This is a genomic window from Sphingomonas sp. (genome assembly GCF_964263785.1).
In the GTDB taxonomy this organism is placed as follows: Bacteria; Pseudomonadota; Alphaproteobacteria; order Sphingomonadales; family Sphingomonadaceae; genus Sphingomonas.
The window spans coordinates 1-11,755 of record NZ_CAXVWL010000044.1 but is presented as its reverse complement, the minus strand read 5'-3'; the positions used below and the strand labels follow the sequence as shown (position 1 = coordinate 11,755).

10 protein-coding genes and 1 pseudogene are annotated in these 11,755 nt (G+C 65.9%); 10 read left to right on the top strand and 1 reads right to left on the bottom strand.

The features are described 5' to 3' along the window. Positions 1-105: 105 nt before the first annotated feature. Positions 106-645, bottom strand: a complete 540-nt coding sequence (locus ACE5C1_RS05725; protein WP_374943098.1) for a hypothetical protein — start codon at positions 643-645, stop codon at positions 106-108. Here ACE5C1_RS05725 and ACE5C1_RS05720 point away from each other — a divergent pair. The 10 genes and pseudogenes from ACE5C1_RS05720 to ACE5C1_RS05675 all read left to right on the top strand — a co-directional run. Next, positions 634-1,992: a 3'-5' exonuclease gene (locus ACE5C1_RS05720; protein ID WP_374943097.1), complete on the top strand. Its 1,359-nt coding sequence runs from the start codon at positions 634-636 to the stop codon at positions 1,990-1,992. The two genes, ACE5C1_RS05725 and ACE5C1_RS05720, sit on opposite strands and share 12 nt — an antisense overlap. Next, complete coding sequence (locus ACE5C1_RS05715) at positions 1,989-5,342, top strand: DUF4011 domain-containing protein (RefSeq protein ID WP_374943096.1); 3,354 nt, start codon at positions 1,989-1,991, stop codon at positions 5,340-5,342. The genes ACE5C1_RS05720 and ACE5C1_RS05715 overlap by 4 nt, the downstream gene beginning before the upstream one ends. 237 nt (positions 5,343-5,579) lie before the next feature. Beyond that, complete coding sequence (locus tag ACE5C1_RS05710; protein ID WP_374943095.1) at positions 5,580-8,282, top strand: AAA domain-containing protein; 2,703 nt, start codon at positions 5,580-5,582, stop codon at positions 8,280-8,282. 263 nt (positions 8,283-8,545) lie between these two features. Further along, a complete protein-coding gene (locus tag ACE5C1_RS05705) occupies positions 8,546-8,899 on the top strand; it encodes a hypothetical protein (RefSeq protein WP_374943094.1) in 354 nt (117 codons plus the stop codon). An 81-nt stretch (positions 8,900-8,980) separates the two neighbouring features. Further along, entirely contained in the window at positions 8,981-9,139 is a 159-nt protein-coding gene (locus ACE5C1_RS05700; protein WP_374943093.1) for a hypothetical protein, read from the top strand. A gap of 161 nt (positions 9,140-9,300) precedes the next feature. Further along, entirely contained in the window at positions 9,301-9,723 is a 423-nt protein-coding gene (locus tag ACE5C1_RS05695; protein ID WP_374943092.1) for an integrase arm-type DNA-binding domain-containing protein, read from the top strand. A 54-nt stretch (positions 9,724-9,777) separates the two neighbouring features. Beyond that, positions 9,778-10,389 carry a site-specific integrase gene (locus tag ACE5C1_RS05690; protein ID WP_374943099.1) on the top strand — a complete coding sequence of 204 codons (612 nt, stop codon included), beginning with the start codon at positions 9,778-9,780 and terminating at the stop codon, positions 10,387-10,389. Further along, entirely contained in the window at positions 10,386-10,838 is a 453-nt protein-coding gene (locus tag ACE5C1_RS05685; protein WP_374943091.1) for an integrase arm-type DNA-binding domain-containing protein, read from the top strand. The genes ACE5C1_RS05690 and ACE5C1_RS05685 overlap by 4 nt, the downstream gene beginning before the upstream one ends. 88 nt (positions 10,839-10,926) lie before the next feature. Further along, a complete protein-coding gene (locus tag ACE5C1_RS05680; RefSeq protein ID WP_374943090.1) occupies positions 10,927-11,130 on the top strand; it encodes a hypothetical protein in 204 nt (67 codons plus the stop codon). Positions 11,131-11,559: 429 nt separating this feature from the next. Further along, a pseudogene (locus tag ACE5C1_RS05675) lies at positions 11,560-11,755 on the top strand (site-specific DNA-methyltransferase); the annotation flags it as partial.

The following is an 11,755-nucleotide window of genomic DNA, read 5'->3' as shown; positions in this document are numbered from 1 at the left end:
ACCCACGCCGGCTACCGTTCCGTCACCGGCACCGCCCGCCTGCACGGCCAGTCCGCCCTCGGCGCCATCCGTGACCTCGTCGACGGCAGATTTGCCCTCGCCTGATCACGCCGGCACGCGCCAACCTGGTGAGCAGTTACGTACCGGGCGGGCGCCGAAACACTGCTTTGCTGGGTTGATCACCACGATGCTGCCTATCGCTGGGCCGAGCGGCGCACGTTGGTCCCGCATGAGCGCACGGGGGCGATGCAGTTCGTCGAGGTGACTGAGCGGACCGAAGAGCGTCTCGTTTACACCGAGAGGGTCGAGACTGCGCCGGTGCCGGTAAAGCGGCCATTCGTCGCGCTGACGGACGACCAACTCCTCGATGTCGGCGTGCCGCGCGCCTGGCTCGATCCGGTGCGTCAGGCGGACGAAGCGACCGTGGATGGGTTGTTCGACAGCCTGCCTGCCGAGGCGGCTGAGGCCCTGCTGGATCTGCTCACGGGTGGTCGGCTCGAGGATCACATTGCGGTCCGGCTCGCGCCCGGCTCCGATCCCTTTGCGCATCCCGACGCGCAGCGGCGCTTCCGGGTGGTTGATAACCTCGAGGAGCTTCGCGCTGCGCTCGACCAGCCCTTCGAGCAATGGGCCGTGTTTCTGCATCCGGCGCAGCGCGCTCTGGTCGAGCGGGAATGGGCGGGGCCGGTGCGCGTGTCAGGCTCGGCCGGGACGGGTAAGACGATCGTGGCGTTGCACCGTGCAGCGTATCTCGCGCGGACCCAGACCGACGCGCATATCCTGCTGACGACATTCTCCAAACCGCTCGCCGCCGCCTTGTCGCGCAAGCGTGACGTGCTGACCGAGGCCGAGCCCGCCCTTCGTGAGCGCATCACGGTGAGTGCGCTCGATCAGGCGGCGCTCGATCTCTACACGACCGCGTTCGGCCAGCCCAATCGCGCGACACCGGCGCAGGTGCGTGCGGCGATAACCGATGCCGCCAAGGCCGGGTTGGGCGGCGGACACGCCGCGTCCTTCCTGTTCGAGGAATGGGACGAACTGGTCGATGCCTGGAACGTCACCGATGCCGAGAGCTATGCCTCGCTGCCGCGGATCGGGCGGCGCACGCGGCTCGGCGCGCAGCAGCGCGAGGCGGCGTGGAGCGTGTTCGCCTTCGTGCGGCAACGGCTGGCCGACAGGAAGGTCGTCACCTGGGCGATGATATATGCGCGGCTGACAGCATGGCTCGCGGGTAACGGAGAGCTTCCGTTCACGCATGTCGTGGTCGATGAGGCACAGGATCTGTCGGTGGCGCAGATCCGCTTCCTTGCTGCCGTCGTGGGTGGGCGGCGGGACGCGCTGTTTCTTGCGGGGGATATCGGACAGCGGATATTCCACCTGCCGTTCAGCTGGGCGAAGCTCGGGCTCGACATTCGCGGGCGCAGCCATGCGCTTAAGGTCAATTATCGCACCTCGCACCAGATCAGGTTGGCCGCGGACCGACTGTTGCCGGCGTCGATCACCGACCTCGACGGGGTTGAGGAAGGACGGCGCGGTACGGTTTCGGTGTTCGACGGGCCACCGCCCGAACTGGTTCTAGCGACCGACGAGGCGGACGAACGGACGCGGGTCGCGGCTTTCCTGGCGCGATGTCGCGAAGATGGCATCACCGCAGCAGAAATCGGCGTGCTGGTGCGCGGACAGGGGCAACTCGCGCGGGCGCGGGCGGCGGTCTGCGCGGCGGGGTTCGATGCGCGTGCCGATGAAGGCGTGACCATCGCGGCGATGCATGACGCCAAGGGGCTTGAGTTCCGCGCGGTTGCGGTGATGGCGTGCGACGAGGACGTGCTGCCCGATCCGCTGCGGCTGGCCGGGATCGGCGATACTGCCGATCTGGAGGCGGCGTACGATACCGAGCGGCACCTGCTCTACGTCGCCTGCACGCGCGCGCGCGACCGGCTGATCGTGTCGGCGATCGCGCCCGGATCCGAATTTCTGGATGATCTGGCGTGACGCGCCCGCTGTTCCTCGCGTCGCTCGACGATCTGGAGGCACAGATCGACCGCAACGTTCGAAACGATGCGGAATTGGCGCTGGTGGAGCAGGAACTGCGCAAGCGATCGACCCGGCGCGCAAAGACGCTGCTCGATCAGGTCCGTCGGCTGCGCCAAGAAACCGTCGTGCCGCCTGCGGTGAAAGCCGCGCCGACGCTCAAATATGCTCGCGTCCATGCCGCAGCGACGGCAGCCGGATCGCCGACTGTGCTCGGCTGGCAGCACGCGAAGCGCAGCTTCGTGCCGGGCGACGATGAAACCGGCAGCGGGAATTCGGTCTACAACACGATCCGCGGAATCGTGCGCGAGGCGGGGGCGGGCATCACCGGCGCCGCCGTCGCGACGGAGCTGCGGCGGCGGCAGACCGGCAACCCCAAGAGCGCCTATTGCGACGGCCTCCCGCCGATCGGTTGGGCAGAGGGCTGGATCGATACCGCGGTGACGAAAAGTATCATCGCGGTTGGATCGGTGACACCGACGTCCTCGCTTGTCGACCACGTCGAATTGCAGGAACGGCGCGCGCTGGCGGCTTGGGATGACCCCGATGTCTTGCTCGACGTCCGTCAGGCGCTGGGGAAAATATCAGGGCGACAAGCGAATGAACTTGCCCAACGGATCGACCGTCGGCGTGCCGAACTACGCACCAGCACATCGATCCACGAACCTGCCCGACCGGCGCCTCCGCCCCCACCGCCACCCTCGCGAAAGCCCTTACCGATGACCGACGCCCGTCGCTGGACCGAGCAGGCCGTCGCCGCGCTTCGCACCAAGTTGATCGACCTCGGCAAGAAGAACCCGCTGATCTCGTTCAAGCACGGCGGGCGCAGCGCGACGATCCTGCGCATCGTCGACGAGCGGCCCGATTTGCTGGCGGAGGCGATCGCCGCTGGCTCGGTCGGGTTCGACCCGCTGCCCGGCGAGGACGAGACACCGAAGGACGAAACCACACCGGGTTTTCGCATCGCCTACGAACGCGCGCGATTGACCGACGAGATATTCTTGTCGGCGACCGACAAACTCGGCGACGACGAGCGCGATGCGCGCGCGTGGCAGGAGGCGGAGCGGGCCTTGCGCGTTGCTGTGCGCGCTTCGCTCGGCTTGCCATCGCTGGATTACGGGAAGACGATCGACGTTACCGCGATCGCTCGGGCGCATGGCTTCGATCCGTCCTACGATCTACGCAACAGCGACGATGGCGAGGTCGCGGCGCACCATCAGGACGACAAGGTGCGCGTGCTGCTGACCGCGAAGGAACTCGACAAACGGCTGAAGTCGATTGCCGAGAAGTACGGTTCGCACAAGCGCGAGACCGGGCTGCACACCTTGTTCGTCGTGCTGGGTTTCGTGCAATGGCACGAGGATATCGCGCCCGATACCGCGCTTCACGCGCCATTGCTGTTGCTCGATGTCGATCTGATCCGCAAACCTGTCGGGGGGCGCTATGTGTCGACATTGGTCGCGGGACCGGACGGGCTGCAAGTCAATGTCGCGTTGGCGGAAAAAATGCGCCAGCATTGGGGGCTGGAGTTGCCCCCGCTGCGTGAGGGGGAAACGCCCGAATCCTATTTCATGCGGGTCGAGGCGGTGCTGGCCAAGGGCACGCGCCTGTCGCTACGGCGCTTCGCGACGCTCGCGGTACTTCCCTTCCCACGCATGGTGTTGTGGAAGGACCTCGATCCCGCCGCGTGGCCCGAAGCCGCATTCGCCGCACATCGCCTGTTGCCCGGCTTGCTAGGCGCCAGCGCTGTCGACGGGGAAACGCAGATGGGCGTGACGATCGACATCGACTCGCCCGAATGGGCCGATGTCGCACCGGCGTTGATCCGCCCCGCCGACGCGTCTCAACACAGTGCGTTGATCGACATGGCGGCGGGACACGATCTGGCGATCGAGGGGCCGCCCGGTACCGGCAAGTCGGAAACGATCACCAATATGATCGCCACCGCTTTGGGTGCCGGCAAGCGCGTGCTGTTCGTGGCGGAGAAGCAGGCGGCGCTGCGCGTCGTCGCCGATCGCCTGCGTGCGTCCGGGTTCGGCGCGTTGCTGCTGGAACTGCACGGCGACAATGCCAATCGCACGCAGGTCTATGATGGTCTGCGCGATCGGTTGAAGGCAACGATGCGCGTCGATGCGCCGGCACTGCAATCGAAGCGCCATCAGCTGAAGCAGCAGCGCGGGTTGCTGCGCCGGTATTTGGCACTGATCGGCGCGGAACTGGGTGCGCTCGGACAATCGACCTACTGGCTGGTATGGCGCGAGATACGGTTGCGGGACTCGCTGGATGCCGAGGCGATCCGGCGGATCGCGGCCGGTTGGACACCGGCGGGCGTACGCACGGTCGATCAGGCGCTGCTCGCCGAACGGCGCAGCCAGCTGGAAACCTTTGCCGCCGCCTTGTCCGCGCTGGACCGCGACGCCGCCGGCGGCGAGCGGACCCGCTGGACGCTCGCGGGACAGATCGATCCTTTCGATCAGCGGCGGCAGCTTGATGCGGCAAGCGTTGCAGGGCAGGCCGCCGCCGCCATGCATCAGGCCGCGGGAGCGATCGAGGCTCTGGCGGCGCTGGCCCTGCCACAACCCGGCGGGCGAATGAGCGAAACCGCTGCCCAATTGTCTGCGCTTGAACCATTCGAGCCTGTCGACGAAGCGATCGCGCGATCGGCGCTGCGCGCGCCTGATGCTGCCCGGGCGCTGCTGCGTCAGCAGGCACGCTGGCGCCAATTGAGTGCGAAGCTCGACAACGACGTGATGGCACCGGCCAGGGTCGGGACGGACGAGGTTGCGGCACTGGCCGAAGCGATCGCATCCATGGCCGCGCTGCCGCCGACCGTTGCGATCGCCCGGTCGCAGCTGGACGACGTGCGGACGACGATGGCTGCGCTGCGCGATACCAGCGCGGATCGCCAATTGCTCGTAAATGATCTTGGCTTGAACGAAGCGGGGAGCGCCGATGCGTTGCGTACCGCGCTCGCAGTGCTTGTCGCGCTTGACGCCGAGAAGCCGATCGTGGCGGCATTGTATCGGTCGGAGCTGCTCGATCCTCTGGCCGAGACTGCATTGTTTGCCGAACGCACTCGCGCCGCGACATTGCGTGACGAATGGGAGGCGATTTCGGGGTCGGTCAGCGCGGAAGCTATGGAAACCGATCCAGTCGAGCTTGCTAGGATCGCTGACACGCTGGAGGAGAGCGGGCTGTTTGCGCGCTTGTTCGGCGGCGAATATAAAGCCGCGCAGCGGCGAGCGATGCGGTTGGTGGATGATCCGGCGGATCGGATGGCCACCGCAGAGATGCTGCGGCGACTGGCGTGACTACAAGGTCGGATCGCTGCGTTTCGCGGTGACAGCGCGGTTGCCGCCTGGTTCCCCGCAATCCTGTGGAAAGGCGTGGATGCCGATTGGGACGCGATCCAGCGCGCACGCGCCGTGTTGATTGATGCACGACGCGGGTTCGGCGACGCCGGTGCCGATATGGCGTTGCCTCGGTGGCTTGCTCTCGCACCGGATCAGCGAGCGCGATTGGCGACTGCGGCGGGCAGGCTCGCGCCCATGCTGGGCGACATCGCTAGGCTGGAGTTCGGCGCGTTGCCGCTTGGCGAGATCGCGCAGACGCTCTTCGATCGCGAGACGTCGTTGGCAGCGCTCGATGCAGCCCTCGCCGCTGTCAGCGTTCGTACCGACGGGCGGATCGTCGCCGACGGTGAGGATCTTGCGGTTCGGCTGGGTACGCTGCGGGCGGCGGCGGGTGCGTTCGCCGACCTGGCATCGCACGATGAGTTCGCCTGGGTCGGAGGAATCGACGCCGCGCTGGAGCCGCTGGCTCGCACGCTGGAACAGGCCGATCGATTGCGTGCGGCCGAGGGATCGCTGGCGATCGTCCCGGCGCTGATCGACAGCGACACGCCGGCGGCGCTGCTGGCGGCGATCGTCGCGCGACGCGAGGATTGGCTGGCAGCTTGGACGGTGTGGCAGGATGCCGCCGCCAACCTCCATGACTCGGCCGCGCTGGATACCCTGCACGTCGGCACATCGTGGCATGGTCTCGCCACCGGGTTGGCCGCGATGGCATCCGACGCGACCGGCGCGCGGCTCGCGGCCGATCTGCAAAAATACGGCAGGGCCCTGGACGAATCCGGGCTGGCGACGTTGGGGGCGGTGGCCCGAGATGGCATGGTGCCGCCCGATAGCCTGCCCGACATCTACGAACTATTGCTGATCCAGCGGTTGCTGGCCGAGTATTTCGGCAGCGACGGTGCGGAGCTTGGCCGGATCGGCGGGCTGACGCTGGACGCGGCGCGCGAGGCCTTCACCCGGATCGACAAGGAACTGCACGCGCTCGAAGCGCGCGCGATCGTCGCACAGCGGCTTGGCGACCTGCCGCCTGCAGGTGTGGGGCACGGCCCCAAGAGCCAGCATAGCGAAATGGAGCTGATTCGCCACGAACTGGAGTTGAAACGCCCCCGTACGCCGATCCGCGATGTTGTTCACCGCGCTGGCGGCGCGATGCAGGCGCTAAAACCCGTTTGGATGATGTCGCCGACGTCCGCGGCGCAATATATCCGCCCCGACACGCTGACGTTCGATCTGCTCGTTGTCGACGAGGCATCGCAGATGCGACCCGAATTCGCGTTGAGCGCGGTGCTGCGAGGCGCTCAGTTCGTCGTGGTGGGCGACGCCAACCAGCTGCCGCCGAGTGACCATTTCCAGACGGCTGCCGACGCCGCAGAAGAGGACGAGGATAGTGCAGGCGTATCGATGGATACGGAATCCATCCTCGATCTCGCCAACCAGAAGTTTCGCCGCAAGCGCCGCCTGAAATGGCATTACCGTTCGCAGCACGAAAGCCTGATCCAGTTCTCCAACCGCGAGTTTTACGAGAACGATCTCGTCGTTTTCCCAAGCCCGATGGGCCGTGACGACGATCTGCTCGGCGTAAAATGCCGCTATGTTGGTGGCGCTGTGTACGAGGCGTCGATCAATCAGCGCGAGGCCGAGGCGGTGATCGAGGAGGCATTCCGACTGATGCGCGCCTATCCGCAACATTCGATCGGCATCGCGGCGATGAATGCCAAGCAGACCGAGCTGATCCAGAACGAGTTCGACCGCCTGATCCTCGAGCAGCCCGAGATCCGGCGGTACGTGCAGGAATATGCCGGCGGGGTGGACGAGTTCTTTATCAAGAATCTCGAGAACGTGCAGGGTGACGAACGGGACATCATCCTAATCTCGACCGTCTATGGTCCGAGCAAGGACGGCAATGTCCGACAGAATTTCGGGCTGATGAACCGCGAGGTCGGTTGGCGACGACTGAACGTGCTGGTAACGCGCGCCAAGCTATCGACGCGGCTTTTCACGTCGCTTAGGCCCGACGATGTGAAGGTGACGCCGACATCAAGCCGCGGCGTGCGCACATTGAAGGCGTATCTGACCTATGCGCATCACGGTGCCGGATACGATGATGCATCGGGCGGAGATCCCGACAGTGATTTCGAAGTGTTCGTCGCCGATGCGCTGCGCGACGCCGGCTATGACGTGGTCCATCAGGTCGGCGTCGAGGGGTTTCGTATCGATCTCGGCATCCGGCACGCGGACTATCCCGCCGGCTTCATCGCCGGGATCGAGTGCGACGGGGCGAGCTTCCATAGCGGGCTGACCGTGCGGGATCGTGATCGTATCCGGCAGGCAGTGCTGGAGAATATGGGCTGGCGCATCTACCGCATCTGGTCGACGGACTGGTTCGCCAACCCGGATCGCGAGATGGCTAAGGTTCTCGCCTGGTTGGAGCGGAAGCGCGCGGCGTTCGCTGAGGAATATGCCCATCGTCCGCAGCCGGAACCGGGAAATCCCGAGGCCGACCTTGGTCTGGATACATCTGGCCCGGCAGACACTGCTGCGTCTTTGCCCGCCGCATCGCCGGTAGGTGCACCTCCGCCATCGCCACCTCCGCCGTCCGACCGAACCGAGCCGACGGGCCGCCCGATGCGATCGCTCGACCATGTCGACTGGTATGAGGTGACCAAGGGGCACCTCTACGAAATCTGGGTGGAGGGTGCGTTTCTCGGCGAAGTAGAAGTGCTGTCGCGCGCCACAGCGGCGCCCCGCGTCTACGGGACGCAATTGACGATCGCGAGGTCCGAATACGAAGGTTGGGTCGCCGCGTCCGATGAACGGTTCAAGACTAAAGATATCCATGCAGCCGTCCGCGAATTGGCTCGGCGCGCGCAGACCGCCCCTGCCGCCAGCGTGACCTGACGGCGAAATAAAGCGCAGAACTCTGGTCGAGTTCTGCGAGCGGCATCCACTAAGCAGAGTAGAACAAAACAGGAGAAGTGGCCCGAGCAAGGTTTAGGCGCAACAGCGCAAAAAGGTGGTGACCACCTTTTTGCGGGGGCCTGCCGACCGTTAGTTCGGCGACCCCCCGTTTGTCCTCCACCTTCGGCTCCGGAAGGCTTTTTGTTCGAGGCCCGGGGGGCGCCCCCTTGAGAATGGGGCCGCGCTACGGGACACTGGATACCATGACCAGCGGTGCCGATCCTCAGCCTGCCTATCCGCAGTACGCGCATCAGTTGCAGGCGCTGCTACGCCTGATGGCGCTCGAGGATCTCGAGGCGATCGGCGCGCACCTGCGGCGTGGCGGCTTTGGCAGGCCCGAGGCCGAACCCAGGCAAGGCGGCGTTCATGGTCGCGTGCGGATCATATCCGAAGCCGGTGCGAACACGCTATCGCCCCATCGCGAAGTCACGAGCACCCACCATCGCGTTGTCGATGCCGGCAGCGCCGGCGGCCGGACGTCGTCGGTAGACTTCTCGCGGGCCAGCCCGGGTCGTGTAACGCGAGGTCTGGAAATTCGATCGGGTCGCGATCGGTAAGCTGGTGCCGGGGCATGCCCCGGCACCAGCTGCCCATCATCGGCATTCCATGGAGTTGCGAAACACCCGTGGAGAAAGCGAATGGACAACAGGCATGATACGGCGATCGAGGCGGTACTGGAACAGCTGATCGAGCACGGCCCCGAGAGCATCGCGGCGGTGTTCGCGCGGACTTTCGAAATGGCGATGCGGACCTGGCGCGAGCGCTTCCTCGGTGCAGGGCACACCGAACGCACCTAAAGGTGCAATTCATGAGCAGAAATCGGTAAAAAACCGTCATTCCTGGCGGCAAAAACAACTCCCAGTTCGGGAGTAGTGAATGCCCATTGGTAGCCAGGATTCGTGGCCGAAATCCCTCGCTCGACGGTAACTTCGCGCGCCGAACCGGTGGGTCCGAAGGGGTGGTCTGGGACGACGGGCTTGCTGGCTTCAGCCTGCGTACACGGGCGAGCGGTCGCAAGACCTGGGTGGTCAAGCTGCGTGAGCACGGCCGGCAGCGCTACGTCACGCTGGGCGCGGTCGCGGACCTCTCGGCCCCGGCCGCGCGCAGCCAGGCGCGCCGACTGCTCGAACGCGCCGCGTTGGACGGCTTGCCCGGCACGGCCCGAGGGCGGAGCCCGGAGCCATCGCCGACTTTCGCCGAATACCTACCCGCCTTCTGGCGCGACTATGGCGGTCACTGGAAGCCGCGCACACTCGCCACAAACCAGCGCTATGCCCGCCGCGAACTGGTGCCCGTGTTCGACGATACGCGCTTGTCCGAGATCACACCCGGCGACATCGCGCGCTCGCGCGACGACCTCGCCGAGCGGACGAGGGTGTGAAACCGGGCGCTCCCGGTCCTCGCCACGGCGCTCAGCTACGCCGAGCAGCTCGGACTGCGCCCGAAAGGGTCCAACCCGTGCAACGGCATCGCCCGCTACAAGCGCCAGCTGCCCGAACGCTACCTGTCCGACGCCGAAATCCGGCGGTTGGGACGGGCGCTCGCGACGGTGGACTCCGGCAGTCTCCACCTTGCCCCGACGGTCCGGCTGCTACTCTTCACCGGCGCGCGTAGCGGCGAGATCACAACGCTTCGCTGGGAGTATGTGCGCGCCGACCGGCTGCTGCTCCCCAACAGCAAGACGGGGCCGAAAACGATATGGCTGAATGCCCCCGCGCGCCATAGTATTGCATCCCTTACGGACCATTCGGACGAGGGATGGCTGTTTCCGTCCGGCCGAGGAGACCGGCCGTTCAGGATCGACCGTCAATGGTTCAAGCTGCGCCGCGCCGCCGCCTTGCCTGACGTGCGCCTCCACGATCTCCGGCACAGCTTCGCGTCGATCGGCATCGCCGACCGCATCCCGCTCGCCACGATCGGTAAGCTGCTTAGCCATGCGCTCCCCGAAACGACGGCGCGCTACGCGCACTTGGCGGACGAGGCGGTCGCGGAGGCTGCAGACCGGGTGTGTGAGGGACTGGCAAGCGCGATGGGGTTGGCGGCGTGACGGGTCTGTCGCTTAAGGCCATCGCAGCGGCGGAACTGGCCCGCGTGGGCCTGTCGCCGCCCGACCCGATCGCTGAACGCGCGCGCCGCATCGAGTTCGCGACCGACCTGTCGGGATTTGGCGTGCGGCATCACGCGACCGGCCGGTCCAGCTACATCGTCCAGACCCGGATGGGCGGCCGGATGCGAACCGTCACCATCGGCTTCACCGCAGTCGTCGGCTGGCGGGTGGCGCGAGACGTGGCGCGGCGCATCCTGCTCCGCGCGCAGACCAAGACCGATCCCGCAGCCGATCGCCCGCGCTCGCGCCGCCCCCACCTGGTCAGGATACATCACCGAGTATTGGACGCGGCTCGCGCCCGGCTGGAAACCCAGCACGCGCACGGCGCAGGATCGCTACGTCGGCTGCATCTAGACGGAGCGTTCCCGGGAAGTTCGTCGACCAGATAGCAGAGCCGGACGTGGCGCGCTGGTCGCGGACACAACCGCTCGCGGCGGGCCGGGCGGGGCGAACCGGACCCTCGACATCCTCTCCTCCATGATGCGGAAGGCCGAGGCATGGGGCTACCGTGCCAGCAACAGCAACCCGTGTTCCGGTATTCGCCGGAATCGCTCCGCCAAGTGCGAGCGGTTCCTGTCCGACGACGAGCTGGCGCGCCTCGGCGCGGCATTCGAAGCGGCAGCAGCGGTCGACCCGCAGCGGGTCGCGGCGCTTGGTCTGATCCTTCTCACCGGGTGCTGAAAATCCGAGATCATTAACCTTCTATGGTCCGCGGTTCGGGGCCGGCGACTGCTGCTTGAGGACAGCAAGACCGGCGCTCGCGCGGTGTGGCTCGGCCCAAGCGCCAGGACGGTACTACAAAGCCTCCCGCGCCTGCGCGGCGCGACCTTTGTGTTTGGCTTCGGAAGCACCAGTCGCACCCAGTGGCTGGACGACTTCTGGCGTGGCATTCGCGCCGTGGCTCGGCTGCCGGGCGTCCGCATCCATGACCTGCGGCACAGCTTCGCGAGCTTCTACTGGTTCAATCCCGCGCGGCTTCCAAGCCCCGCAGAGTGGGTTACGATCAGACGCATACGCGTGAAATACGCGGTAAACACTGGCTGGTGGCTGTCCAAGACGCCTTGGCCGAAGGTGTCGAATACTCGTGTCCTCACACCCTATAGCCCTGCTATGAAGCGTTTATTCAAGAACGGATACAATGCCGGCCCACGGCCATCTGGTCATGTAGTTGGTGACAGTTTCGCGATTGATCATGGTGGCGCTATACCGCCCAATCTGCTCGCCGTATCGAATACGGAAGGCAATAACCATTATCTCAGGTACTGTAAGAAGAACAACTTGAAAGCCCATCCGGCGAGGTTTCCAT

Coding starts and splice junctions, on each gene's coding strand:
- ACE5C1_RS05725 (WP_374943098.1), bottom strand. CDS start 645: ATGCAGAAACACGGCCCATTGCTCGAAGGGCTGGTCGAGCGCAGCGCG.
- ACE5C1_RS05710 (WP_374943095.1), top strand. CDS start 5,580: ATGCTGGGCGACATCGCTAGGCTGGAGTTCGGCGCGTTGCCGCTTGGC.
- ACE5C1_RS05705 (WP_374943094.1), top strand. CDS start 8,546: ATGACCAGCGGTGCCGATCCTCAGCCTGCCTATCCGCAGTACGCGCAT.
- ACE5C1_RS05700 (WP_374943093.1), top strand. CDS start 8,981: ATGGACAACAGGCATGATACGGCGATCGAGGCGGTACTGGAACAGCTG.
- ACE5C1_RS05680 (WP_374943090.1), top strand. CDS start 10,927: ATGATGCGGAAGGCCGAGGCATGGGGCTACCGTGCCAGCAACAGCAAC.